This window comes from Janthinobacterium sp. DSP2-3-3, from assembly GCF_049897325.1.
Lineage (GTDB): Bacteria > Pseudomonadota > Gammaproteobacteria > Burkholderiales > Burkholderiaceae_D > Janthinobacterium.
The window spans coordinates 73,041-97,211 of sequence record NZ_JAFCWA010000012.1 but is presented as its reverse complement, the minus strand read 5'-3'; the positions used below and the strand labels follow the sequence as shown (position 1 = coordinate 97,211).

The following is a 24,171-nucleotide window of genomic DNA, read 5'->3' as shown; positions in this document are numbered from 1 at the left end:
ATGGATGCCAACACGCAAGAAAGCCACGCTCCCCTGGCTGGCCGCTATTTCGACGGCCAGAGTTCGCGCCTGTACCACGTGACACTGTCCGTGCGCGATGGCCAGGCCGTGCTGGCGGGCGACATCGAGCGCAGTAGCCCGCTGGGCGAGCTGCATGTATCCGAACGCAGCAGCCACGCCGTGCGCAAGGTCAGCTTTCCCGACGGTGCCTACCTGGAGATCGCCGACCAGGCGGCCTTCAACGACATGCTGCACGATACGGGACACCGCGACGGTTGGGTGGTGCGGCTGCAGCAAAGCTGGCGCGGCGCCCTGCTGGCCACGGTCGCCACCATCGTGGCCCTGTGGCTCAGCTATCAATACCTGCTGCCGCTGGCGGCCAAGGGCATTGCGTATGCCTTGCCGCAGTCGGTCGAACGGCAACTGGGCCAGGGCGTGCTCGATATGCTGGACCGCCATGTGTTTGCGCCAAGCCAGCTCGCTGGCGCGCGCCAGCAAGCCTTGCGCAGCCAGTTCGCGCGCCTGGCCACGCCCGGCGACAGCACGCCCGCGCACCGCATCGTTTTCCGCAAGAGCAAGATCGGTCCGAACGCGTTTGCCCTGCCGTCCGGCGACATCGTGCTGACGGACGAAATGATCGAACTGCTGCCGGACGACCAGGCCATCATGGGCGTGCTGGCGCATGAACTGGGGCATTTGCAGCAGCGCCACCTGACGCGGCGCATCATCCAGACCTCGGCCGTGGGCGCCGGCGCCGCGCTGCTGTTCGGCGACGTGTCGACGGTAGTGGCGACCCTGCCGCCGCTGCTGCTGGACTTGAAGTATTCGCGCGATGTCGAACGCGACGCGGACGACTACGCCATCGCCATGCTGCGCCAGAACGGCATTGCGCTGGAACACCTGGCGCAAGTGTTTGTCGCCCTGGGCAAGCTGGACCAGGGCACGCCCTACCTGTCGAGCCATCCGGCCAGCACTGAACGGGTCGAACGTATCCGCGCCGCCCAACGGTAAACACCTGACAAAACCTACTGCGCGTCGCGCTTTGCGGCCGGCGATGCTCACCGTACTAGAGTACGGTTGCGCTTCTCGGCCACAAATCACTGCCGCTCGCTACGGTTTTGTCAGGCGTTGCAAGTATGGATAGCACCGCTCTAACAGCACACTTTTCCAGTCAGCAAGATCTACAAATCACCGGTACACTCAGCAATATCAGTCTGACTTCACCGGAGTGCCCATGCACCTAGTACCATTTCGCTACCTGACCTTCATTGCGACGGCCGCCGTTTTTGCCCTGTCCCTGTTTTACTACGATCACTACTGGCTGCCCCTGCTGGCCGGTGCGCTGACCCTGGTCGGCATCAGCGACCTGCTGCAAACCAAGCGCGCCCTGCGCCGCAACTATCCCATCCTCGCGCATTTCCGCTTTTTCTTCGAGAGCATCCGCCCGGAAATCCGCCAGTATTTCCTGGAAAGCGACAGCGAGGCGACGCCGTTTTCGCGCAGCCAGCGCAGCATCGTCTACCAGCGCGCCAAGGAGCAGACGGACAAGCGTCCGTTCGGCACCCAGCTCGACGTGTATGCAACGGGCTATGAATGGATTAACCATTCCATCGCCCCCGCCAAGGTCACGGGCCACGACTTCCGCATCGAGATCGGCAACCATCCGGACTGCCCGCGCGACAAACCGTATTCGGCCAGCGTCTTCAATATTTCGGCGATGAGCTTTGGCGCCCTGTCGGCGAACGCCATCCTGGCCCTGAACGGCGGCGCGCGCAGCGGCGGCTTCATGCACGACACGGGCGAAGGCAGCATCAGCCCCTACCACCGTGAAAACGGCGGCGACCTGGTATGGGAAATCGGCTCCGGCTACTTCGGCTGCCGCAACCAGGACGGCACGTTTTGCGAAGAACGTTTCAGCGCCAACGCCAGCGCCGAGCAGGTGAAAATGATCGAGCTGAAAATGTCGCAGGGCGCCAAGCCGGGCCACGGTGGCGTGCTGCCCGGCCCGAAAGTGACGATCGAAATCGCCACCACGCGCGGCGTGATGGTGGGCGAGGATTGCGTCTCGCCGGCGGCGCACAGCGCCTTTTCCACGCCGCTGGAAATGCTGCATTTTATCGACCGCCTGCGCAATCTCTCCGGCGGCAAGCCGACCGGCTTCAAGCTGGCCATCGGCCATCCGTGGGAGTTTTTCGCCATCGTCAAGGCCATGCTGGCAACGGGCATCACGCCCGACTTCATCGTCGTCGACGGCAGTGAAGGCGGCACGGGCGCGGCGCCCCTGGAATTTACCGACCATGTGGGCACGCCGCTGCAAGAAGCGCTGGTGCTGGTGCATAACACCCTGGTGGGCGCCAACCTGCGCGACAGGATCAAGATCGGCTGCTCGGGCAAGATCATCACAGCCTTCGACATCGCCCGCCTGCTGGCGCTGGGCGCCGACTGGTGCAATTCGGCGCGCGGCTTCATGTTCGCGCTGGGCTGCATCCAGTCGCAAAGCTGCCACACGGACCGCTGTCCCACGGGCGTGGCCACGCAAGACCCGCAGCGCCAGCGCGCGCTGGTGGTGCCCGACAAGATCGCCCGCGTGGCGCACTTCCACCAGAACACCATGAAGGCGCTGGCCGAACTGATCGCCGCCGCCGGCCTGGCGCATCCGCAGGAACTGCGCCCGCACCACCTGGTGCGGCGCATCTCGCCGAACCAGGTGAAACTGGCCTCAGCCCTGCTGCCCTTCCTGGAAGCGGGCCAGCTGCTCGACCCGAGCCAGCTGCCGCAGCTGCCGCCCGTGTTCGGCCTGTACTGGCCCAAGGCCCAGGCGGTATCGTTCCAGCGCCTGAATTAAGCCTGGCACTGCGCAAGTGGAGCAATACCACTTAATAACCACTTGCGCAAATACCTGAATCCAATACAATACCAAAACAAATACAAACGCAGGCAGCTTTTCCGGTGATCGCCAAGACGCGCCACCACGGTGCCACAATACGTATGCCATCATTACAGACCGGAGGAGTTGCAGCATGGAGCAGGGTTTGCGCGAAAAAGTAGGACAGTTGTTCATGGTGGGCTTCGACGCCCTGCAGGCGGACGAGCATATCAAGACCTTGATACGCGAAAAGAAAGTGGGCGGCGTGATCCTGTTCCGCCGCAACGTGCACACGCCCGCGCAAGTGTCAGCCCTGTGCCGCGAACTGCAGGAAATCAACGCGGAAGTGTCCGATACGCCGCTGCTCATCGCCATCGACCAGGAAGGCGGCATGGTGATGCGCATCGAACAGGGCGTCACGCCGATTCCGGCTGCGATGGCCTTCCAGGCTGCCGGTTCCGTGGAAGATTGCGAACGCATGCACCAGATCAGCGGCGATGAAATGCGCCAGATTGGCATCAACCTGCTACTCGCCCCCGTGCTGGACGTGAACAACAACCGCAACAACCCTGTCATCGGCGTGCGCGCGTATGGCGAGGATGCCGCCACCGTCATCGACTACGGCATGGCGGCCATGCGCGGCCAGCGCGCCAGCGGCGTGGCCGTGACCGCCAAGCACTTCCCCGGCCATGGCGACACGGCCATCGACACGCATTACGCCATGGCGCTGGTGCCCCACGACAAGGAACGCCTGCGCGCCGTGGAACTGGCGCCCTTCCGCGCGGCCATTGTCGGCGGCGTGGACGCCATCATGACGGCGCACGTGGTCTTCCCCGCTTTCGAGGCCGACACCAGCGTGCCGGCCACCCTGTCGAAAGGCGTGTTGACGGACCTGCTGCGCGGCGAGATGGGTTACAAGGGCGTGGTCATTACCGATTGCCTGGAAATGGCGGCCATCGCCGACGGCATCGGCATCGCCCAGGGCGCCATCGCCACCTTGCAGGCGGGCGCCGACATCGTCCTCATCTCGCACCGCGAAGCGCAGCAGACAGCCGCCATCGAGGCCGTCATCGCTGCCGTGGAACGCGGCGACATCGCCATGGCGCGCATCGACGCGGCTTGTGCGCGCGTGGCTGAACTCAAGCGCAACCGCGCCGTGCGCGACTGGCGCACCCGCCCGGTCACCCCGCCTGCGCTGATGCAGCCGGCCGCCATGGCCCTGTCGCAGCTACTGCAAAAGGCCGCCTTGCGCGTGCAAGGCGCATACCGCGCACTCGACCCCGGCCTGCCCGTAACCCTGCTGACGGTGGAAGTGCGTTCGCGCAGCGAAATCGACGAAGTGGCGCTGGGCCGCAACAAGGAAGCACGCAGCTCGATGCTGCCGGCGCTGCTCGACGCGGGCCTGGACGTGCGCGAGTACGCCTTGTCGGCCGAGGCGCTGGATGAAGAGGTCAATGCGGCCATCGCCTTTGCGCAAGACGCGCAGCAGATCGTGCTGCAAACGTATAACGCCATGTTCGTCGACGGCCAGCGCCGCCTGGTTGACGCCCTGCCGCACGATAAACTGTGGCTGGTGGCGGGCCGTTTGCCCTACGACCTGGACCTGGCACCCAACGCGCAAGGCCGCCTGGCCGCCTTCGGCTGCCGCCCGGCCGCGCTGGTGCCTGTCGTGGACAAGCTGGCGGGCAAGGCGTAAAGCCACGCCGTCTTCCTGCACATGCCGGGCATAACCCGGCATTTTCTATGCCGCGTCGCAATCGAAACTCACGCCCGTCATCTGCTCGCTGAGCACCCAAAGCCGGCGTGCCTGCACGGGGTCGCTGGCCCAGCGCCGCACGCCCGGCCCCGTGCTGTCGTCCGCCACCAGGGCAGCGATATCGCAATCCTCGCAATACACGCCGCCCAGCCCATCGAGCCGCGCGCTGGTGGCGCACCAGACGGCCGTGGCGGCGCCCTGCGCCACATTCTTGAATCCCGATTGCGGCGGCGGATTCACTTCCCCTGCGTCGTCCAGCGCGCCCACGCGGCGCAAGTCGTCGAGGTCCAGGTGGCGCACCAGCGGCGTCAGGATGGCGCCCGGATGCAGCGAGAAGGCGCGCACGCCGTGCGCCGCGCCGCGCCGGTCCAGCTCCACGGCAAACAGCGCATTGGCGCTTTTCGACTGCGCATACGCGCGCCACTTGTCGTACTGCTGATGCAGGAAATGCGGGTCGTCCAGATTGACGCCCGCCTGCCGGTGTCCCAGCGACGACACGCACACCACGCGCGCACCCTGCGCCTGCCGCAAGGCCGGCCACAAACGCGCTGTCAGCTGGAAATGCGCCAAGTGATTCGTCGCGAACTGCGCCTCGTAGCCACGCGCATCGCGCAGCAGGGGCGTGGCCATGATGCCGGCGCCGTTGACCAGCACGTGCAGGGCTCGGCCGGTGGCAAGAAAGGCGGCGGCAAAGCTGTCGATGGCCTGCGGATCAAGCAAGTCGAGCGTGGCGACCTCCACGCCGGCCATGCCATGCAAGGCCGCTTGCGCCTGATGCGGATCGCGCGCCGGCACCAGCACACAGGCGCCGGCGCCGGCTAGCACGCGCACCGTTTCCAGCCCCAGGCCCGAAGCGCCACCCGTGACGATGGCCTGCACGCCGGACAGGTCGCGCCCGGCCAGCGCTTCGGTGGCGGTGGTAGTGGCGTCGAAGCCGGCGTGCAGGGGAATTTGTTTGTTGTCGATGCTGCCCATGGGGTCTGCCTTTGCAAGTGGCGCCAGTCCGAATGGCTGGCGAGCTGACGATTTTGCGCGCAAAGAACCGGACTGTGAATGGCATAAAATCTGCAATACTATCGCCATCGTCCGGAATTGAACCCCGCCATGGATTTGCTCTCCGATGTACTCTCGCTGCTCAACACGCACAACTCCCATTTTGCCGGCCTGAAGGCGGGTGGCGACTGGGCCATCGACTTTCCGCCACCGGACGGCATCAAGTTCAACGCCGTGATCGAAGGTGCTTGCTGGCTGACGGTCGCAGGCATCGACGCTCCCGTGCAGCTGCAGACGGGCGACTGCTTCCTGCTGGCGCCGGGGCGCGCGTTCACCCTGGCCAACACACCGGGCTTGCCGGCCGCGCCGGCGCAGGAGGTGTACCGGCACGCACAGCAGGGCGTGGCCCGCCATGGCGCGCCGGAACACGATTTTTTCCTCATCGGCGGACGCTTCAGCTTTGGCGACGAGGCGGCCATCCTGCTCGACTGCCTGCCGCCGCTGCTGCACGTGCGCGGCGATACGGACCAGGCCAGCGTGCTGCACTGGACCTTGCAGCGGCTGGCGCAGGAATTGCAGGCGACGGCACCCGGCGCGGCGCTGATGACGCGCCACCTGGGCCAGATGATGCTGCTGCAAATGCTGCGTCAGTATCTTGAAGCGCAGGCATCGCACCCGGCTGGCTGCTTGTTCGCGCTGGCCGATCCTAGGCTGCGCGCCGCCATCGAAGCCATGCATGCACAGCCGGCACGGCGCTGGACCTTGCCGCAGCTGGCCGCCGTCGCCGGGCAGTCGCGCTCCTCCTTTGCCCTGCATTTCAAGACCAGAGTGGGGGTGGCGCCGCTGGCCTACCTGCTGCACTGGCGCATGCGCCTGGCCACGCGGCGGCTGAAGGACAGCGCCGCGACCGTGACATCGATTGCGCAGGCGCTGGGCTACGATTCCGACAGCGCCTTCAGCCACGCCTTCAAGCGCGTCATGGCCTGCTCGCCGCGCCAGTACCGGCTGCGCCACGCACAGGCGTAAAAAAACCCGCAACTGCGGGTGTTGAAAATACAAGGTCAGGATGCCGGCACAGGCGGCAGAGCTGCCACCGTCAGCAAGGCAAACGGCCCGAGGAACAGGCCGATGCCGAACCAGAGTCCGCCGTGGCGGCCGCGCCGGCTGGCCAGCAGCCAGGTGGCGACAGCAAACAAAAACATGAAGATCAACAGTATCGCCATTGCCACTCCTTGCCATGCGGAAAGCCCAGTGTAGCCCACGGGCGCGCCCGTGGCCAGACGTACATCAACCTTAGCGCTGCACCTGCATCAGGATCACCCGCTTGCTGTTGCCGTCGGTCGGCGGCGTGGCGGATGGAGGCGGCGGACTGTCGCAGGAGCCACAGGAACCGCAGCCACTGCCGCAGCCCGGCGCCACCTTGAACAAGGCCGACATCTTCGCCTCATCAAGGCCGCAGCGCACCAGGCCACGCACGATGGCGCGGCGCACGCCCGCCGGCAGGTATTTGGTCGAAAAATGCAGCAGCGCGGCTGCGACGATCAGGGCGACGATAATGGTTTGCCACATGGTGTGCTCCTAGGCGCCCAGCATCAGGGCGACGCGATACGTGATGAACGAAGCGGCGTAAGCCAGCGCGAACATGTAGCCGGCCATCAGCAGCGGATAGCGCCAGCCGCCCGTTTCGCGTTTCACCACGGAGAGGGTCGACAGGCACTGCGGCGCGAACACATACCAGGCCAGCAAGGAGAGCGCGGTGGCCATCGACCACGAATGGGCGATCAGCGGTTCCAGGGTCGAGGCCAGCGCGTCGCCCGTTTGCGACAGCGCATACACGGTGCCCAGCGCGCCGACGGCCACTTCGCGCGCCGCCATGCCCGGCACCAGTGCGATGCAGATCTGCCAGTTGAAACCGATCGGCGCGAAAATCACTTCCAGGCCGCGCCCCAGGATGCCGGCCAGGCTGTAATAGATCGGCGGGTGGATCGCGTTGTCCGGTGGGCCGGGGAAGGTGCTGAGGAACCACAGGATGATCATCAGGCTCAGGATAATGGTGCCGACGCGCGTCAGGAATATCTTCGCGCGCTCCCACAGGCTGACGGCCAGGTTGCGCAGGTGCGGCCAGTGATAGGCCGGCAGTTCCAGCATCAGCGGCTGGTTGCCGCGCACGCCCATGCCGCGCTTCATGACCCAGGCCACGGCCATGGCCGAGATGATGCCGGCGAAGTACAGGACAAACAGCACCAGGCCTTGCAGGCTCAGATAGCCCCATACCTGGCGTTCCGGGATGAAGGCGGCGATGATCAGCGCATACACGGGCAGGCGCGCCGAGCACGTCATCAACGGCGCGATCATGATGGTGACCAGGCGGTCGCGCGGGTTCTGGATGGTGCGCGCCGCCATCACGCCGGGAATGGCGCAGGCAAAGCTCGACAGCAGTGGAATGAAGGCGCGGCCCGACAGGCCCACGCCCCCCATCATGCGGTCCAGCAAAAAGGCCGCGCGCGGCAGGTAGCCGCAGTCTTCCAGGCTCAGGATAAAGAAGAACAAAATCAGGATCTGCGGCAGGAATACCAGTACGCTGCCGACGCCCCCGATGATGCCCTCCACCAGCAAGCTCTTCAGGTGGCCATCGGGCATGTTCGCCGTCAGCAGGGCGCCCAGGTGGCCCACGCCATCGGTGATCATTTCCATCGGCGTGGCGGCCCAGGCAAACACGGCCTGGAAGATCAGGAACATCAGCACGGCCAGGATGAGGGGGCCGAACACGGGGTGCAGCACCACGTCGTCGATCCTTTCCGTCAGGTTACCCGTGTCGCCCGTGTCATTGCTGACGGCGGCCAGGATGCGGCGCACTTCGCGCTGGGTTTCTTCGACGGTAACGGCATCGATGGCCGCCAGCGGTTTCGCTTCCACGGGCGGCAGCGGCAGCATGGCGTCGATGGCGCCCAATAAAGCTTTTTCGCCATCGTGCTGCACCGCGACGGTTTCCACCACGGGCATGCCCAGTTCTTGCGCCAGCTTGGCCGTGTCGATCAGCATGCCGCGCTTGCGCGCCACATCCGTCATGTTCAGCGCCAGCAGCATGGGCAGGCCCAGGCGCTTGACTTCCAGTACCAGGCGCAAGTTCAGGCGCAGATTGGTGGCATCGACCACGCAGATGATGGCGTCCGGACGCGGGTCGCCCTGGCGCAAGCCCCCCACTACGTCGCGCGTAATGGCTTCATCGGGCGTGGTGGCAGACAGGCTGTAGGCACCCGGCAAATCGAGCAGGCGCACGGGTTTGCCGGCGGGCGAGGTGAAATGGCCTTCCTTGCGCTCGATGGTCACGCCGGCGTAGTTCGCCACTTTCTGGCGCGCGCCCGTCAAACGGTTGAACAGGGCGGTCTTGCCGCAGTTCGGATTGCCCAGCAGGGCTATTTGTGGCTGATGCGGCGGCTTGTGCACGCCCGCATCGACGATAGTTTCGACAGCACCCATGGTTATTCCGGTTGAAGCAGCGGTTGAATCGTGATCAGCGCCGCTTCGAAGCGGCGCAGTGCGAACGTGGCATTGCCGACCTTGATGGCCAGCGGATCGCCGCCGGGCATGCCGCGCTTGAGCATGCGGAGTCGTTCGCCGGGAACGAATCCCAGCTCCATCAAGCGGCGGGCCAGGTCGATGCCTTCCTCCGTCTGTCCTGCCGTGTGGGGCGTAATATGCAACACCGTGCCGCTCTGGCCGACTGCCAGCGCATCGAGCGTCATCAAGGGTGGAACTAGAGTCATGAGCAAATTCCGTTCAAATTAAGAACACCTGATACCGGCTATGGCGCGGGGCGCCTCGCAGTGGTTCCAGGTTTGTGAGGTAAAACGCCACTGTTGCGCATTACCGACAAGCGGCCATTCAATCTGTCCAGACGGCAACCGTCCGAGACGTCCGAGACAATACCAGCATTATAAACATGAATGCGAATAGTTTTTATTTAGCCCGGAGAGCCGCTCCCATCAAGCGCTGCGTCATGCGCGCGAATCGCATATCAACCCGCAGCGCCAGACCGCCAAGCGCCGCACACTTGAGCAAAATCGCTTGCATTGTCCTGTACTTTGCGAGACAATGAAACGTAATGATAATGATTCTCATTAAAACACTAGCAACAATGCTTCTTAGCACTAGTGTCTGTTCATCCTCCAGCCAGAAGGTGCATCAATGATTGTATGTGTCTGCAACAACATATCTGATCGTGAAATCCGTCAAGCCGTCGATCTTGGCCTGTCCAGCATGGCCGAGCTGCGCCGCGACCTGGGCGTGGCCACCTGCTGCGGCAAATGCCATACCTGCGCGCGGGAAGTACTGAACGAGCACCTGAGCGCCACGGTGGTGCTGCAAGAAACCGTATTGATGCGAGCTGTACTGACAAACTAAAGAAAGCGATGAACGCCATGACGATGATGCCCCCGCCCGTAACGGTGCAGGCCGTGCAACAATTTGCCAGCTTCGACAAGAAGCGCAACAAATTCGCGCCGCTGATGGCCATCGTCGTCCTGCATATCGCCGGCTTTTACGCCATCCAGAGCGGCCTCTTGAGCCGCGTCGTCACGGCAGCCATGCCGACCATCACTACCATCAGCATCATTGCCCCGCCGGCGCCGCCCAAGCCACCGGCACCATCGGTGCCAAAAACAGTGGAACTGAGCGCACCCGTGCCGCGCGCCGTGATCCCGCCGCTGCCGCTGATCGCCGTGGCGCCGAGCGAACCGACGATCACGCCGCCCCAGCCGACGCGCGCCGAAGCGGCACCGGTTGCCGCTGCCGCGCCGACAGCGCCATCGACACCGTCGCCGACGCCACCGGCGCCGTCGACGCCGCGCACCGTCAGCAGCGTCGAATACATCAAGGCACCGCAACTGATCTACCCGAATCTGTCGCGCCGCCTGGGCGAAAGCGGCACCGTGGTATTGCGCATCCTGATCAATGAAAAGGGCTTGCCGGAGCAAATCCTGATCCAGAAATCGACCGGCTACAACAACCTCGATGAGGCGGGCCGCCAGGCCGCGCAACGCGCGCTGTTCAAGCCGATGATCGAAAACGGCAAGCCTGTTCCCGTCTACGTTTTAGTACCACTGACCTTCCAACTGAGCTAGCCTTCCGGCGGCCACGGCGCCGCTGCCAGCCCGCAAGCACTGCACCGATGCCCTGCTTGCTTTTTTGCGCCCTGTTTTCTGTACCAGTCAAGCAACTGCTTGTTTCAGTCTGCCAGCCTACATCCCCGGGCCAGGCAGACTTTTTTTTGGGTCAGACCCTGCGGGTCCGCCCCCTTTTTACATCTCCGCCCACATCCTGAGCAGGTTGTGATAATGCCCCGTCAAACCCACCGTCGCGGGCGAATCGCCGTGCTCGCCGCGCACGCTCTGGATGTTTTGATCGAGCTCGAACAGCATGCTGCGCTTCCAGTCCTCGCGCACCATGCTTTGCGTCCACAGGAAGGAGCAGATACGCTCGCCACTGGTGACGGGCAGCACCTGGTGCACGCTGCTCGACGGATACACGATCACGTCGCCGGCCGACAGTTTCACTTCATGCGTGCCGTAGGAATCGACCACCACCAGCTCGCCGCCTTCGTACTCATCCGGCTCGCTCAGGAACACGGTGGAGGAGACGTCGGCGCGCATCGACTGCATGCCGTTTTTCGGCGTGCGAATGGCGCCGTCGATATGCAAGCCATAATGCTCGCCGCCCGCATAACTGTTAAAGAATGGCGGCAGAATACGCAGCGGCAGCACGGCGGCAAAGAACAGCGGATTGGCCATCAGCGCGCGGCTGACGATCTCGCCCAGTTCCAGCGCCAGCGGCGAACCCTCTGCCAGTTGGCGGTTGCGCTTGACCTGCGCCCCTTGCGCGCCGACGCTGGCGCGCCCATCGACCCAGTCCGTCTGCGCCAGGCGCTGGCGAAACTGCGTCACCTGTTCCGGCGTCAGCACGCCGGGTATATGCAGCATCATCTTGCTATCCTTTGTAATGAGTTCCCCGCTGATTATCGCATCGCCGCCAGCGGCCAAGAATACGTAAAGGCAAGAATGACGCAAACATTTTGCGCCGTTTCCACACGACAGCCCAGGCCCGCTGAACATGCACGACAGACAGCATGAACGCGAATGAGAATGGCCTTCATTTTCCTTAACAAATAAAAAACGGAAAAATGTGGCAATCCATTTGAGAATGGGTTTTATTCGCACGATATTTACGTTAAAAAGACGGAAAAACACCGTTTATCAGCAAAAAACGCCCATATTTTGCGCTATCATGCGGGCATAGCGAAACCGGCAACCTGCGCGCCACCAGGCAGCCTGCGCCACCCGGCAGTGAACGCCAGCAGCCTCCGGTTTCATCATCGAACGCGACACAGAACAAAGGACATCCCATGAAGGGCGATAAAGAAGTCATCCGCATGCTCAACGCACAGCTCACCAACGAACTGTCGGCCATCAACCAGTACTTCCTGCATGCGCGCATGTACAAGCACTGGGGCCTGGAAAAGCTGGGCAAGAAGGAATACGAAGAATCGATCGGCGAAATGAAACACGCCGACAAGCTGATCGACCGCATCCTGATGCTCGACGGCCTGCCTAACCTGCAAGCGCTGCACAAGCTGCTGATCGGCGAGAACACGCCGGAAATGCTGGAATGCGACTTGAAGCTGGAACGCGCCGCGCACGCCACCGTCAAGGAAGGCATCGCCATCAGCGAGAAAGCGGGCGACTACGTCTCGCGCGACCTGTTCCTGATGATCCTGGAAGACACGGAAGAGCATATCGACTGGCTCGAAACGCAGATCGACCTGATCGCCAAAGTCGGCATCCAGAACTACCTGCAAAGCCAGATGGCGATTGAAGAGTAATGAGGACACCTGCCAAAACCTACTGCGCGTCGGCATAGGCGGCCTGCGATGCTCACCGTACTAGCGTACGGTTGCGCTTCTCGGCCACCTCTTCCTTCCGCTCGCTACGGTTTTGTCAGGTGTCGTAACATCATTGGTGGAACAAGAAAAACCGGCAGAGCCGGTTTTTTTACGTGCGTCCTCAAGTCTTCGTGGTCTGCGGCGGGCGCAGCTTGACGAACAGCACCGCCACCGCCGCGCACAGCAACAGGGCACCGGCCAGCCGGATGACGTTTTCCGGATTGCCACCCAGCCAGCTGCGGTAATACAAGGGCAAGGTGAAGATCTGGATGATCATCGGGATGACGATGAACATATTGAAGATGCCCATGTAGACGCCCGTGCGCTCGGGTGGAATGCAGCCGGCCAGCATGATGTAGGGGTTGCCCATGATGCTGGCCCAGGCCAGGCCCACGCCCAGCATGGGTAGCAACAGCAGCGCCGGGCTGTGGATCAGCGGGATGCTCAACATGCCCACGCCGGCCGCGCACAGGCACAGGCTGTGCATGCGCTTGGGACCGAAACGGCGCGTGAACGGCACCAGCGCAAAGGCGGCGACAAAGGCGACGAAATTATAGAAGGCGCCCACCTGGCCGTTCAGCAGGCCCGCGTCGCGGAAGCCTTGCGAAGCCGGGTCCGTCGTGTGAAACAGGGTCGCCGCCAGCGATAGCGCAATGTACTGCCAGTAGCAGAACATGGCGTACCACTGGAACAGGTTGACGAGGGCCAGCTGCTTCATCGTCGGCGGCATGTCGCGCAGGGCCGCGCCAATATCGGCCAGCGTGTGGCGCCAGCCCGGCGGGCGGCTGCGGATGGCTGCCAGCTCGCTCGCCGTGAGCGGGTTTTCCGGTGTCGTCTTCAGGGTCCACAGCACCGAGGCGAGGGAAAACACGGCGCCGATCAGGAAGGCGGCGATGACAATATGCGGAATATGGCTGCCATTGACGGCATCCTTGTTCATGCCCAGCATGACCAGCAGCGATGGCGTCAGATAGGCGAGCGTTTGCCCCAACCCCGTAAAGGCGCTTTGCGTGAGAAAACCCAGCGAATGCTGCTTCTTGTCGAGCTTGTCGCTGACGAAGGCACGGTACGGCTCCATCGTCACATTGTTGGCCGCGTCGAGTATCCACAACAGGCTGGCGGCCATCCACAGGGTGGGACTGAAGGGCATGGCCAGCAAGCCCAGGCTGCACAGGATGGCACCGATCAGGAAGTACGGCGTGCGGCGGCCCCAGCGCGTCACCGTGCGGTCGCTCATGGCACCGATCAAGGGTTGCACGAGCAGCCCCGTCATGGGGCCGGCCAGCCACAGGTACGGCAGGCTCGCTTCGTCGGCGCCCAGGTATTTGTAGATCGGACTCATGCTGCTTTGCTGCAGCCCAAAGCTGAACTGGATGCCGAAAAATCCGACATTCATGTTGACGATCTGCCAAAACGACAGATGCGGCCGGTGTGCGCTGGCGTCGCTCATGCTGGCTCCCGTTTCTGCTCTTGCTCCAGCCACAGCATATGCCATGGCTGCAGGCCTACCGTGCCGGCCAGCACACTGCCATCGAGGCTATTGCGCCATTCGCCTGCGGGCAAAGTGTAGCGCTGGCTGGCGCCGCTGAAATTACTCAGGTTGAGAAACGCGTCGCCGCGCAGCAGCGCCAGCACGGCCGGCGTGTCGGCGGGCAGCACGCTGCGCGGCGCAGCGGCAGCCAAGGCCGGCAAGCGCCCGCGCGCGTCGATCAGCTGGCGCAGCGCCAGGTACAGCCGGCCACTGGCGCTCACGCCATCGTGGCGCCATGCCAGCAGGCTGTCGTCAAACGCGGGACGCTGCAGCCAGCGGCTGTCCATCGCCCGGTCGGCGCGCTGCGTGTAGCTGTCATCGTTGGTCATGCCCAGTTCATCGCCCATGTACAGCACCGGCAAGGCGCCAAAGCTCAATGCCAGACCATGCAGCAGCAGCAGGCGGCGCAAGGCATATTCCTGCTCCTGCACCGTGACGGCGCTTTGCAGGCCGGCCAGCGAGGCGGCCATGCCGTTGCTGCCATGCGCCTTGTCGGCGCTGCTGCTCTGGAAGGCCGCCCCGCACGCATAGCTGCCGCTGCCGGGCGTGCCGGCAAAGAACTGCGCGATGCGCGCCAGGCGCGCCGGCCCGTCCACGCCCGCTTCATTGAGCAGCACGTTCCAGCCGATGTCGTCGTGGCAGCGCACATAACTGAGCCAGCTTGCGGCCGGCGGCAGCGGTGGCGTGGCGGCGATCACCTGCTGCAGCAAGTCCGTGCTTTCCTCCGCCAGCGCGCCCCAGCCGGCGGCCATCAGGCTGCTGTGATAGGCGATATGGCATTCGGGCGCGGCATCGCTGCCAAAGTAGGCGGGCAGCTTGGGCGTGGGCACGATGGCTTCGGCCTTGAGCAGCACGCCAGGCGCGACGATGGCGGCAATCGCCCGCAAGGCTTGCAGCAGGCTGTGGGCTTCGGGCTGGTTCATGCAGTCCGTGCCTACACGCTTCCACAGGAAGGCCGTCGAATCGAGGCGGAACACCTCGATGCCCTTGTTGGCCAGGCCCAGCATGGCGCCGGCCATGGCCGCGAAGACGGCCGGATTGGCGTAGTTCAAATCCCACTGATACGGATAAAACGTGGTCCAGACCCAGCGCTGGATTTCTGGCACGAAGGTGAAATTACCGGGCGCCGCCTGCGGGAAGACCTGGCCCACGGTGCGCTCATAGCGGTCCGGCTGCACGCGGTCGGGATAGGTATGGAAAAAATCGCGCAGCAGCGGATCGCCCGCCTTGGCGCCCAGCGCCCACGCATGGTCGTCGGCCACGTGATTGAGGATCAGGTCCGAGCACAGGCTGATGCCGGCCGCGCGCAGCTGCGCCGTCAACGCCAGCAAGTCGGCATTGCTGCCCAGCGCGGGGTCGACTTCCTCGAAGCTGGCGACGGCAAAGCCGCCATCGCTTTCACCGGCGCGCGGACGCAAAAACGGCAGCAAATGCAGATACGTCACGCCCAGTTCGCGCAAGTGGGCAATGCGCGCGGCCACGCCTTGCAGGCTGCCGCCGAAGCGCTGCACGTAGGCGCTGTAGCCCAGCATGGACTGGCTGGCAAACCAGTCCGGCTGCGCTTCGCGCTGCGCATCTTGCCGCAGCAGCGCCGGCGCGCGCGCCGCGTACAGCCGCCCCACGCTTTCCATCAGGTCACCCAGCCAGGGCAGGAAGTCCGGCCGCTGGCCATACAGGCTGCCCAGGCGGTCAAGCAAGACCGCCTCCTGGCGCGCATAACGGCGCGCCGCATCGTCGCGCAAGTGCGTGGGGAGCGGCGCCAGCAGGCGCGCCAGGGGGCTGCGTATCGACATCATGAATCCTATCTTTGCTTAAAATGCGTATTTCAGGCTGACCTTGACGGCGCGCCCCGTGATCGAGCGGGCCGCATGGCCATCGCCCTCGACTTCCGTATAGCCGATCTTGTTGAGCAGATTGTTCGCCGTCAGCGCCACCTGCATTTGCGGCGTGAGCTGGTAATTGACGAAGGCATTGAGCACCTGATAGGCGGGCAAGGTGATCGTGTGCGCATCGTCGCCCCACGACTTGCCCGTGCCGATCAGGCTGGCGCCGAAAGTGGCAGGCCCCCACTCATAGGTGGGCGCGAGCTGATAGACGACACGCGCCTGGCGCCGCGGCGTATTGCCGATCAGCGCCACGTCGGCCGCCGCCGTGCCCGTGATCTCGGCATCCGTGAACGTCAGGCCGCCATTCATGCGGAAGTCACCGGCGCTGTAGGCCGCTTCCAGCTCCGCGCCCTTGGCTTCATAACTGTTGGCCGTGCGCAGCTGGGTAGTCGCTTCGTAATTGCTTTCCTTGGTCTTGGCTTGGAACACGGTGACAAAGGTGCTCAGCGGTCCCTGCCGCCATTTCACGCCGCCTTCGAGCTGGCGCACGGTGTTGATGGCCACCGGCACGCTGCCATCCAACGGTGTGCCGAACAGGATGCGGTCGGCATTGAAGGCCACGCCTTCGCTGACGCGGGCAAACACGGCCAGGTTGGCTTGCAGCTTGTAGTTCGCGCCCAGCGAGTACGAGGTGTGGCCCAAGGTGTAGTCGACCTGCTGCACCGTCGACGGCAGGTAGGCTTGCGCGCCGGTGGCTTGATTGGCCGTGCCGCTGGCATGCTGGCGGTCGCGCCGCAAGCCGCCGTCGAGATTCAGCGCGCCGCTTTCCCAGGCCAGGTTCAGGTACGGTGACGTCGTACGGTACTCCATGTCGACGGCACGCGAGCAGCAGGCGCCGAAGGCCGGACCGATGTAGCCCGGCGTGCCGCTGACCGTCTGCAGCAGCGCCGGCTGGTCGCCCGTGGCCTGCATCAGGTATTCATTGAAGTTCCAGGTCAGGCCCAGCTTTTGCTGCGACAAGTACAGGCCGGCCGTGGTGGTCAGCTTGCCGCTGTCGAGCACAAAAGTCTTAGCCAGCTTGGTGTCGCTCAGGGTATTACTGGCGTCGTCGATCGAGGTATTGAACACCACGGCGGAAAACGCGCGGCCGGTGTAAGGCTTGCCCCGATTCGGGCCGCTGGCAAACACATAGTTGCCCTCGCTGCCGTTATTCGACGGGAACACGCCCGTGAAGCGGCCCGAATTGTCGGCGTAGCGGAAGTTTTCGCTCACGCTCCAGCCCTGCCCCAGCTTGAACGACGCTTCCAGGCCCACGGTATCGCTCTTCACGTGCAAGCCGTCGTTGACGCGGGTGGTCACGCGCTGGTTATCCTTGTTCAGCACCATGTCGGGCACCCAGTACGGCGAATAGAAACTGGCCTTGCGCGGGTCGATGCCGGCGATTTCCGCGATGCGGCCATTGCGCACGCTGACCGGCACCGGCAAGGCCGTGGGCGACTGGTCGTCGAGGTGCTTGAACGACAGGCGTACGAAGCCGCTGTCGAATTCATGCGTGAGATTGCCGCGAATCTGGCCGCCCTTTTCGCTGTTGACGCCACTGTGGCGGATGCCTTCACCCGTGCGCCAGGAGCCGCCGATGAAGAAGCGCGTGCGCTCGGAAATCGGCGCGCCGTAATCGAAGTCCACACGCGTCTGGTCGTAGCCAAGGCCGCGGCTGATGGCCACGCTGCCGCCCTGCTCCTTGCCGTTCTTGCTGATGAAATTGATGATGCCGCCCGGCGAATTGGTGGCCAGGGTGGAGGCCGAGCCGCCGCGCACCACTTCCAGATGGTCGAGCGTGGAATCGATCTTAACGAAACTGTCGGGCGTGGTGAAGTTGAAGTCGCCGAACTGCAGCACCGGCAAGCCGTCTTCCTGGATCTGCACATAGCGCGCGCCGCCTGCGGAAATGGGCAGGCCGCGCACGGTGATGTTGGCATTGCCTTCGCCGCCCGAGGACTCGGCCCGCAAGCCCGGCACCGAGCGCAGGACTTCGGCGGCGCTGGTGGGCGCGTTGTGCAGGATGGTGTCGAGTTCCATGCTGCTGACGGAATTGCTCGATTTCATTTTCGACGTGCCGCCGGTGGTGCCCGTAACGACAATACGTTCCAGGTTCAGGCCATCGGCGGGGGTGGCGCTGGCGGTGTCGCCGGCCGATTGCGCCTGGACGGCGCCCCATTGCAGCATGGCCAGGGCAACGGCTGCGGCCATGCAGCCGCGTTGAGCAGTACGTGTCTTCATCTTGTCTCCAGTGTTGTACGCCGATACGTCGAGGTATCCGCTTGTTATGAGTCCTGGCCGCTGCATGCCGTGGCGCGCTGGCTGTGCCGGTACGTCATTATTCAACGAATAAGAATTTATTGCAATCGATTGCAATCGAGCACTGCAACATGGGAATTATGTTGTTTTTAAGAGAATAATATGGGAATTACAGAGGCAAACAGCGCTTATGCGCTGAGCACACAGCGCTTTTCATGCTGCACAACAGCATGAAAATATAAGGATAAATTTTAAATTATTGCAATCGGTTGCAATCGATGGGCATACGCACCTCAGCGGCCCGAGGCGCGTACGATCAGCTCGGTTGGCAATTGCTGGGATGGCGCCGGCGCGCCGTCGACCAGCGCCAGCAGCGAGGCCACCAGCGCGCGCCCGGCGGCGCGGATCGGCTGGCGCACGGTGGTCAGCGGCGGATGGAAATACGCGGCCAGTTCGATATCGTCGTAGCCGACCACGGCCACCTGTTCCGGCACGGCCACGCCGCGCGCGCGCAGGGCGCTGATGGCGCTCATGGCCAGCAAGTCACTGCAGGCAAAGATGGCGTCGAACGACAGGTGGCGGTCCAGCAGTTCCTGCACGTCCGTCGCGCCACCCTGCGGCAGGAAGGAGCCGGCCACGTACAGTTGCGGGTCGGGCGCCAGTCCCCGCGCGGCCAGCGCTTGCGCATAACCTTGGTGGCGCTGCGCCACTTCGGGCAGCTTGGCGTCGCCAAAAAAGGCGATGCGCCGGCGTCCCGCCGCCAGCAAGTGTTCCGTCGCCAGCCTGCCGCCGGCGATGTTATCGCCGCCGACGGTGCAATACAGCTGCTGCGGCAATTGCGCGCCCCACACGACGATGGGCACCTGGCGCGCGGCCAGCTGGTTCAATTGTTCATGGTGGCGCCACTGGCCGATCAGGATGATGCCGATCACGCGGCCGCTGTCGAAGGACTGGGCGGCCGCATCGAGCGTTTCGGCATCCACGCGCGAAATGAGCATGTCGAAGCCCTGCTCCGTCAGCGCATCGGCCAGGCTGCCCAGCATACTGAGGAAAAAAGGATCGGACAGGTGCTGGCGCGTGGCCGCGTCATACGGCACCACCACGCCGACCGTGCGGTTCTGTTTCAGGCGCAGGTTTTGCGCGCCGATATTGATGGAATACTTGAGCGAACGGGCCAGCGCGATGACGCGCACGCGCGTCTCTTCGTTGACCAGCGAACTGCCGCTCAGCGCGCGCGACACGGTGGACGTGGACACGCCGGCCAGGCGCGCGATATCGGCCATCTGCAGGCGTTGCTGCGCCTTCGAATCTGTCCCGGTCATCGTACGCTCACTGCGGCACGGTGTCCTTGAACGATGGCCGCTCGGACAATTTGTCGAACAGGCGCGCCAGCGCGGGATGGTCCGCGCGCCAGTCGATTTCCGGGAAGCGGAAGCTGAGCCAGCCCAGGGTGCAGCCCACGGCCACGTCGGCCAAGGTGTAGTTCTTGCCGGCGCAATACGCGCTCTCGCCCAGGCGCGCCTCCAGCGCCGCCAGGCCCAGGGTGACTTTTTCCAGCTGGCGCGCGATCCAGGCCGCGCTTTGCTGCTCGGGCGGGCGCTGCGTGCGCTCCAGGCGCACCAGCACGCCCGCATCGAGGATGCCGTCGGCCAGCGCTTCCCAGTTCTTGATATCGGCCCGCTCGCGGCCATTGCCGCCGGCCGGCAGCAGCTTGCACACGGGCGTGAGCGTGTCGAGGTATTCGACGATGACTTTCGAATCGATGAGCGTGCTGCCATCCTCCATCACCAGGCAGGGCACCTTGCCCAGCGGATTGGCCTGGGCGATGCGGGTTTCCGGCGCCCACACGTTTTCCAGCTCGAAGACATAGTCGAGCTTTTTTTCCGCCAGCACGATACGGGCTTTGCGGACATACGGGCTGGCGAGGGAACCGATCAGTTTCATAGGTACTTTAAGGTAAAGGAGCAGCAAGCAGTATAGCATCGGCGGCAGCGGCGTTTGGCAGTACGCGCCCAGCGGTCTCCAGGGTGTGGCAGGCACGCCGCATCGGGGCCGGATTCGGCCAAAATGCGGCGTGCCGGCGGCCAACGGACGGCTGACCAGCGGCCAGCGGTGGTAAAATCGCCCTTTACTGTGGCGCCGCCAGTGTTGCTGTATTGCAATAGACCTGCCCTCCCCGCGCGCCACACGCCAACCGTTTCTTTAACTTGCGTCCGCTCTCATGACTTCTACACCTCCGTATTCCACGCTGTCGGCCCTGTCTCCGCTCGATGGCCGCTACGCCAGCAAGACCGATCTGCTGCGCCCGATCCTGTCCGAAGCCGGTTTCATGCACCACCGCGTGAAAGTGGAAATCTCTTGGCTGCAAGCGCTGTCGCAAGCCGGTTTCGCTGAAATCAAGCCTTTCTCGGCAGAGGCGAGCGCCCTGCTCGACAAGATGGCGGCCGATTTCTCGGAAGCCGATGCGGCCCGCATCAAGGCCATCGAAGCGGTCACCAACCATGACGTCAAGGCTGTCGAGTACTGGCTGAAGGAACAAGTGGCGGACGTGCCGGAACTGGTGGCGGCGTCGGAATTCATCCATTTCGCCTGTACCTCGGAAGACATCAACAACACCTCGCACGGCATGATGCTGAAAGCCGCGCGCGATGGCGTGATGCTGCCAGCCTTGAACGGCCTGGTAGCCAAGCTGACGCAGATCGCGCACGACAATGCCGACGTGCCAATGCTGTCGCGCACGCACGGCCAGACGGCCAGCCCGACCACCCTGGGCAAGGAAATGGCCAACGTCGTGGCCCGTTTGCAGCGCGCCGTCAAGCGCATCGAACAAGTGGAAATCCTCGGCAAGATGAATGGCGCCGTCGGCAACTATAACGCCCACCTGTCGGCCTATCCGGGCTTCGACTGGCCGGCGTTCTCGCAGGCCGTGATTGAACAGCGCCTGGGCCTGGTATTCAACCCGTACACCATCCAGATCGAGCCGCATGACTACATGGCCGAACTGTTCGACGCCTTCGCGCGCGTCAACACGATCTTGCTGGACTTGAACCGTGACATCTGGACGTATGTGTCGCTGGGCTACTTCAAGCAAAAACTGAAAGCGGGAGAAATCGGCTCGTCGACCATGCCGCACAAGGTCAACCCGATCGACTTCGAAAACTCGGAAGGCAACCTGGGCCTGGCCAATGCCATCCTGAAACATCTGTCGGAAAAGCTGCCCGTCTCGCGCATGCAGCGCGACCTGACCGATTCGACCGTACTGCGCAATATCGGCGTGGGCCTGGGCTACACCCTGCTGGCCTATGACAGCTGCCTGCGCGGCCTGAACAAGCTGGAAGTAAACCACGCGCGCCTGGCGCAAGACCTGGACGCCACCTGGGAAGTGCTGGCCGAGCCTGTACAAACCGTGATGCGCCGCTATGGCATCGAAAATCCGTACGAGCAGCTGAAAGAGCTGACGCGCGGCAAGGGCATCTCGAAAGAAGCGCTGCAAACCTTCGTCAATGGCCTGGCCATTCCGCAAGATGCCAAGGACGTGCTCTTGACCATGACGCCGGGTAACTACATCGGCATCGCGGCGCAACTGGCCAAGGCAATCTAAGCCACAATCTGTACCTGGATCAAGCAGATCCACTCCCGCGGGGCGGCCAGCACACAAATGCTGCCCGCCCCGCGGTTTTTCCGGCAATCTTTCTTGTAGAATCTGTAGCACGCAGCGCAATTTGCTTTTCTTTGGTATATTAGGCCGAATTAGTCCTAATGCGTACTATTTTCAAGAAAGCCGCCGATGCAACGCTACACCACCACCGCCATCCTCCTGCACTGGCTGACGGCCCTGCTGATCATCAGCGCCTTTGTCATGGGCCTGGTCATGACAGACATTCCGGGCCTGACGCCCACCAAGCTCAAATATTTCTCCTGGCACAAGTGGCTGGGCGTGACCGTGCTGGCCATCGCCGCCATCCGTCTGCTGTGGCGCAAGGCCAACGTGCCGCCGCCGCACCCGGCCAGCATGCTTGTCTGGCAAAAGAAGGCGGCCGACGCCATGCATGTACTGCTGTACATCCTGATCTTCGCCGTGCCCGTCTCCGGCTACCTGTACACCCTGGCCGCCGGCGTGCCGGTGGTCTATCTGGGCCTGTTCCAGCTGCCGGTCATCATGGCGCCGAACCCGGAACTTAAGCCACTTTTAAAAGAGATTCATTATGTTCTGAACATGACGATGGCCGCCGCCGTGGCCGCCCATGTGCTGGCAGCGCTGAAGCACCAGTTCATCGACCGCGATGGCGTGCTCAAGCGCATGCTGCCTTAACGTTCTTCCCCTTGCTCACTGAAACTCCAGGAAAAATAAGATGAAAACCACCCAACGCATCGTCCTCGCTTCCCTGCTGGGGCTGTCCGTGGCCGCCACCGCCGCCACCCTGCTGAAAGTCGATCCCGCCAAGACCAGCGTGTCAGCCGTGTTCAAGCAAATGAACGTGCCCGTGGAAGCGAAGTTCAAGAAATTCAATATCGCCATCGATTACAACCCGGCCACGCCGGACGCCTCGAAAGCGTCGGTGGAAATCGACACGGCCAGTATCGATATCGGCGACCCCGAGTACAACAAGGAAGTGGCCAAGAAAGAATGGTTCAACGCGGCCCAATTCCCGAAAGCCACCTTTGTCTCGAGCAGCATCAAGGCCGCCGGCGCGGGCAAGCTGACGGTGAGCGGCAAGCTGAGCATCAAAGGCAAGACGACCGACGTGACCTTCCCCCTGACGGTGAAAGCCGACGGCGGCAAATATGCCTTCGACGGCGCCCTGCCAATCAAACGCCTGACTTATAACATCGGCGAAGGCGAGTGGAAAGACACGAGCATGGTTGCGGACGAGGTCACCATCAAATTCCATGTTTCTGCTCAGTAACACCCGAAAATCTGTTGTTTAACTTAATTAGGAATTCAATGAAATTCAAGCACTTGATGATCGCCGTGCTGGCAGCCGCCGGCGCGGGTTCGGCCATGGCCGCTACCGACACCTACAACCTCGACCCGACGCACACCTTCCCCAGCTTTGAAGCCGATCACATGGGCATGTCCGTCTGGCGCGGCAAGTTCAACAAGACCAAGGGAACCGTGACCCTGGACCGTGCCGCCAAGACGGGCAGCCTGGACTTGGTCATCGATGCCGATTCGATCGATTTCGGCCTCGACGCCATGAACACGCATGCGAAAAAAGCGGACATGTTCAACGTGGAAAAATTCCCGGCAATCACCTACAAGAGCAAGTCGTTCAAGTTCAACGGTGATCAACTGGTGGAAGTCGATGGCGAACTGACCCTGCTGGGCGTGACCAAGCCCGTCAAATTGAATGTGAGCAAATTCAAGTGCATCATGCACCCGCGCTACAAGCGCGAAGTGTGCGGCGCCGATGCCAGCGCGGAATTCAAGCGCAGCGACTTTGGCCTGAACTACGGCATGCCGGCGTTCTCGCCGGAAGTCAAGCTGGCCATCCAGGTCGAAGCGATCAAGGCTGACTAAACAAGACCTTGCCGCATGACAAGCCCGCCTCGCTGCCCGCAGCCAGGCGGGCTTTTGCATGCACAGCGCAAATCCGCTGGACTTTTCTATCGTGCTGTATCACTATCCATTGGCATGATGTTGTTCTGACATGAAACCCCACTCACCCATCGCGCGGAGGACTACATGAATTTCATTATCTGGATCGTTATTGGCGGCGTCATCGGCTGGCTCGCCAGCATGATCATGAAAACGGATGCGCAACAGGGCATCTTCCTCAATATCGTCGTCGGCATCGTGGGCGCCTTCCTGGGCGGCTGGCTGCTGGCGCCCCTGTTCGGCACGGGCACCATCAATAGCGACAATTTCAGCCTGTCTGCTTTGCTGGTCTCGTTCCTGGGCGCCGTGATCCTGCTGGGCATCGTGAATCTTTTGCGCCGCGGCAAAATACGCTAAGCAGATAA

General features: G+C 63.1%; 23 protein-coding genes. 12 read left to right on the top strand and 11 right to left on the bottom strand.

All coding sequences use genetic code 11. The features are described from left to right. The 3 genes from ACP7DE_RS21995 (at position 1) to nagZ (ending at position 4,562) form a co-directional block, all read left to right on the top strand. On the top strand, positions 1-1,011 hold the full coding sequence (locus ACP7DE_RS21995) for a M48 family metallopeptidase (protein WP_426074085.1): 1,011 nt from the start codon (positions 1-3) through the stop codon (positions 1,009-1,011). 223 nt (positions 1,012-1,234) lie between these two features. Continuing rightward, positions 1,235-2,845, top strand: coding sequence for an FMN-binding glutamate synthase family protein (locus ACP7DE_RS21990; RefSeq protein ID WP_426074084.1), 1,611 nt, complete (start codon positions 1,235-1,237; stop codon positions 2,843-2,845). Between the two features lie 175 nt (positions 2,846-3,020). Continuing rightward, positions 3,021-4,562, top strand: a complete 1,542-nt coding sequence (gene nagZ, locus ACP7DE_RS21985; protein ID WP_426074083.1) for a beta-N-acetylhexosaminidase — start codon at positions 3,021-3,023, stop codon at positions 4,560-4,562. A gap of 45 nt (positions 4,563-4,607) precedes the next feature. Here nagZ and ACP7DE_RS21980 read toward each other — a convergent pair whose 3' ends face one another. After that, positions 4,608-5,588, bottom strand: coding sequence for an oxidoreductase (locus ACP7DE_RS21980; protein ID WP_426074188.1), 981 nt, complete (start codon positions 5,586-5,588; stop codon positions 4,608-4,610). 138 nt (positions 5,589-5,726) lie between these two features. Here ACP7DE_RS21980 and ACP7DE_RS21975 point away from each other — a divergent pair, with 138 nt between their 5' ends. Then, on the top strand, positions 5,727-6,641 hold the full coding sequence (locus ACP7DE_RS21975; protein WP_426074082.1) for a cupin domain-containing protein: 915 nt from the start codon (positions 5,727-5,729) through the stop codon (positions 6,639-6,641). A 35-nt stretch (positions 6,642-6,676) separates the two neighbouring features. Here the strand turns inward: ACP7DE_RS21975 and ACP7DE_RS21970 are convergent, their stop codons facing one another. The 4 genes from ACP7DE_RS21970 to ACP7DE_RS21955 form a co-directional block, all read right to left on the bottom strand. Next, positions 6,677-6,838, bottom strand: a complete 162-nt coding sequence (locus ACP7DE_RS21970; protein ID WP_426074081.1) for a hypothetical protein — start codon at positions 6,836-6,838, stop codon at positions 6,677-6,679. A 70-nt stretch (positions 6,839-6,908) separates the two neighbouring features. Beyond that, the gene (locus ACP7DE_RS21965) at positions 6,909-7,184 is read right to left on the bottom strand and encodes a DUF6587 family protein (protein WP_426074080.1); all 276 of its coding nucleotides are present in this window, start codon (positions 7,182-7,184) and stop codon (positions 6,909-6,911) included. A gap of 9 nt (positions 7,185-7,193) precedes the next feature. Beyond that, positions 7,194-9,095, bottom strand: coding sequence for a ferrous iron transporter B (gene feoB / locus ACP7DE_RS21960; protein ID WP_426074079.1), 1,902 nt, complete (start codon positions 9,093-9,095; stop codon positions 7,194-7,196). Positions 9,096-9,097: 2 nt separating this feature from the next. Beyond that, complete coding sequence (locus tag ACP7DE_RS21955) at positions 9,098-9,382, bottom strand: FeoA family protein (protein WP_426074078.1); 285 nt, start codon at positions 9,380-9,382, stop codon at positions 9,098-9,100. Positions 9,383-9,803: 421 nt separating this feature from the next. Between ACP7DE_RS21955 and ACP7DE_RS21950 the strand changes: the two genes are divergently transcribed. Beyond that, positions 9,804-10,019 (top strand): (2Fe-2S)-binding protein, encoded by a 216-nt coding sequence (locus ACP7DE_RS21950; RefSeq protein WP_426074077.1) that lies wholly within the window; start codon positions 9,804-9,806, stop codon positions 10,017-10,019. Positions 10,020-10,036: 17 nt separating this feature from the next. Next, positions 10,037-10,738, top strand: a complete 702-nt coding sequence (locus ACP7DE_RS21945) for an energy transducer TonB (protein ID WP_426074076.1) — start codon at positions 10,037-10,039, stop codon at positions 10,736-10,738. A gap of 177 nt (positions 10,739-10,915) precedes the next feature. Here the strand turns inward: ACP7DE_RS21945 and ACP7DE_RS21940 are convergent, their stop codons facing one another. Beyond that, on the bottom strand, positions 10,916-11,596 hold the full coding sequence (locus ACP7DE_RS21940; RefSeq protein ID WP_426074075.1) for a Fe2+-dependent dioxygenase: 681 nt from the start codon (positions 11,594-11,596) through the stop codon (positions 10,916-10,918). Between the two features lie 419 nt (positions 11,597-12,015). Here ACP7DE_RS21940 and bfr point away from each other — a divergent pair, with 419 nt between their 5' ends. Beyond that, complete coding sequence (gene bfr, locus ACP7DE_RS21935) at positions 12,016-12,492, top strand: bacterioferritin (RefSeq protein WP_034745609.1); 477 nt, start codon at positions 12,016-12,018, stop codon at positions 12,490-12,492. 181 nt (positions 12,493-12,673) lie between these two features. Here bfr and ACP7DE_RS21930 read toward each other — a convergent pair whose 3' ends face one another. The 5 genes from ACP7DE_RS21930 to ACP7DE_RS21910 form a co-directional block, all read right to left on the bottom strand. After that, entirely contained in the window at positions 12,674-14,002 is a 1,329-nt protein-coding gene (locus ACP7DE_RS21930; RefSeq protein WP_353659690.1) for an MFS transporter, read from the bottom strand. Further along, a complete protein-coding gene (locus tag ACP7DE_RS21925) occupies positions 13,999-15,879 on the bottom strand; it encodes an alpha-amylase family glycosyl hydrolase (protein WP_426074074.1) in 1,881 nt (626 codons plus the stop codon). Before ACP7DE_RS21925 ends, ACP7DE_RS21930 begins: the two co-directional genes overlap by 4 nt. A gap of 15 nt (positions 15,880-15,894) precedes the next feature. Next, on the bottom strand, positions 15,895-18,189 hold the full coding sequence (locus ACP7DE_RS21920) for a TonB-dependent receptor (protein WP_426074073.1): 2,295 nt from the start codon (positions 18,187-18,189) through the stop codon (positions 15,895-15,897). 311 nt (positions 18,190-18,500) lie between these two features. Further along, positions 18,501-19,529: a LacI family DNA-binding transcriptional regulator gene (locus ACP7DE_RS21915; protein ID WP_426074072.1), complete on the bottom strand. Its 1,029-nt coding sequence runs from the start codon at positions 19,527-19,529 to the stop codon at positions 18,501-18,503. 7 nt (positions 19,530-19,536) lie between these two features. Beyond that, on the bottom strand, positions 19,537-20,151 hold the full coding sequence (locus tag ACP7DE_RS21910) for a glutathione S-transferase N-terminal domain-containing protein (RefSeq protein WP_426074071.1): 615 nt from the start codon (positions 20,149-20,151) through the stop codon (positions 19,537-19,539). A 277-nt stretch (positions 20,152-20,428) separates the two neighbouring features. On the opposite strand from ACP7DE_RS21910, the gene purB reads away from it, so the two are divergent. The 5 genes from purB (at position 20,429) to ACP7DE_RS21885 (ending at position 24,163) form a co-directional block, all read left to right on the top strand. After that, the gene (gene purB / locus ACP7DE_RS21905) at positions 20,429-21,808 is read left to right on the top strand and encodes an adenylosuccinate lyase (RefSeq protein ID WP_426074070.1); all 1,380 of its coding nucleotides are present in this window, start codon (positions 20,429-20,431) and stop codon (positions 21,806-21,808) included. A 186-nt stretch (positions 21,809-21,994) separates the two neighbouring features. Beyond that, a complete protein-coding gene (locus ACP7DE_RS21900) occupies positions 21,995-22,519 on the top strand; it encodes a cytochrome b (protein WP_426074069.1) in 525 nt (174 codons plus the stop codon). A gap of 40 nt (positions 22,520-22,559) precedes the next feature. Further along, a complete protein-coding gene (locus ACP7DE_RS21895) occupies positions 22,560-23,114 on the top strand; it encodes a YceI family protein (protein WP_426074068.1) in 555 nt (184 codons plus the stop codon). Between the two features lie 38 nt (positions 23,115-23,152). Continuing rightward, positions 23,153-23,728 (top strand): YceI family protein, encoded by a 576-nt coding sequence (locus ACP7DE_RS21890; protein WP_426053863.1) that lies wholly within the window; start codon positions 23,153-23,155, stop codon positions 23,726-23,728. A 165-nt stretch (positions 23,729-23,893) separates the two neighbouring features. Next, the gene (locus ACP7DE_RS21885; protein WP_426074067.1) at positions 23,894-24,163 is read left to right on the top strand and encodes a GlsB/YeaQ/YmgE family stress response membrane protein; all 270 of its coding nucleotides are present in this window, start codon (positions 23,894-23,896) and stop codon (positions 24,161-24,163) included. Positions 24,164-24,171: the final 8 nt, after the last annotated feature.

Excerpts from the sequence above, each read along its gene's own strand:
- ACP7DE_RS21995 (WP_426074085.1), top strand. The coding sequence starts at position 1 with ATGGATGCCAACACGCAAGAAAGCCACGCTCCCCTGGCTGGCCGCTAT.
- ACP7DE_RS21990 (WP_426074084.1), top strand. The coding sequence starts at position 1,235 with ATGCACCTAGTACCATTTCGCTACCTGACCTTCATTGCGACGGCCGCC.
- nagZ (WP_426074083.1), top strand. The coding sequence starts at position 3,021 with ATGGAGCAGGGTTTGCGCGAAAAAGTAGGACAGTTGTTCATGGTGGGC.
- ACP7DE_RS21975 (WP_426074082.1), top strand. The coding sequence starts at position 5,727 with ATGGATTTGCTCTCCGATGTACTCTCGCTGCTCAACACGCACAACTCC.
- ACP7DE_RS21970 (WP_426074081.1), bottom strand. The coding sequence starts at position 6,838 with ATGGCGATACTGTTGATCTTCATGTTTTTGTTTGCTGTCGCCACCTGG.
- ACP7DE_RS21965 (WP_426074080.1), bottom strand. The coding sequence starts at position 7,184 with ATGTGGCAAACCATTATCGTCGCCCTGATCGTCGCAGCCGCGCTGCTG.
- feoB (WP_426074079.1), bottom strand. The coding sequence starts at position 9,095 with ATGGGTGCTGTCGAAACTATCGTCGATGCGGGCGTGCACAAGCCGCCG.
- ACP7DE_RS21955 (WP_426074078.1), bottom strand. The coding sequence starts at position 9,382 with ATGACTCTAGTTCCACCCTTGATGACGCTCGATGCGCTGGCAGTCGGC.
- ACP7DE_RS21950 (WP_426074077.1), top strand. The coding sequence starts at position 9,804 with ATGATTGTATGTGTCTGCAACAACATATCTGATCGTGAAATCCGTCAA.
- ACP7DE_RS21945 (WP_426074076.1), top strand. The coding sequence starts at position 10,037 with ATGACGATGATGCCCCCGCCCGTAACGGTGCAGGCCGTGCAACAATTT.
- ACP7DE_RS21940 (WP_426074075.1), bottom strand. The coding sequence starts at position 11,596 with ATGATGCTGCATATACCCGGCGTGCTGACGCCGGAACAGGTGACGCAG.
- bfr (WP_034745609.1), top strand. The coding sequence starts at position 12,016 with ATGAAGGGCGATAAAGAAGTCATCCGCATGCTCAACGCACAGCTCACC.
- ACP7DE_RS21930 (WP_353659690.1), bottom strand. The coding sequence starts at position 14,002 with ATGAGCGACGCCAGCGCACACCGGCCGCATCTGTCGTTTTGGCAGATC.
- ACP7DE_RS21925 (WP_426074074.1), bottom strand. The coding sequence starts at position 15,879 with ATGATGTCGATACGCAGCCCCCTGGCGCGCCTGCTGGCGCCGCTCCCC.
- ACP7DE_RS21920 (WP_426074073.1), bottom strand. The coding sequence starts at position 18,189 with ATGAAGACACGTACTGCTCAACGCGGCTGCATGGCCGCAGCCGTTGCC.
- ACP7DE_RS21915 (WP_426074072.1), bottom strand. The coding sequence starts at position 19,529 with ATGACCGGGACAGATTCGAAGGCGCAGCAACGCCTGCAGATGGCCGAT.
- ACP7DE_RS21910 (WP_426074071.1), bottom strand. The coding sequence starts at position 20,151 with ATGAAACTGATCGGTTCCCTCGCCAGCCCGTATGTCCGCAAAGCCCGT.
- purB (WP_426074070.1), top strand. The coding sequence starts at position 20,429 with ATGACTTCTACACCTCCGTATTCCACGCTGTCGGCCCTGTCTCCGCTC.
- ACP7DE_RS21900 (WP_426074069.1), top strand. The coding sequence starts at position 21,995 with ATGCAACGCTACACCACCACCGCCATCCTCCTGCACTGGCTGACGGCC.
- ACP7DE_RS21895 (WP_426074068.1), top strand. The coding sequence starts at position 22,560 with ATGAAAACCACCCAACGCATCGTCCTCGCTTCCCTGCTGGGGCTGTCC.
- ACP7DE_RS21890 (WP_426053863.1), top strand. The coding sequence starts at position 23,153 with ATGAAATTCAAGCACTTGATGATCGCCGTGCTGGCAGCCGCCGGCGCG.
- ACP7DE_RS21885 (WP_426074067.1), top strand. The coding sequence starts at position 23,894 with ATGAATTTCATTATCTGGATCGTTATTGGCGGCGTCATCGGCTGGCTC.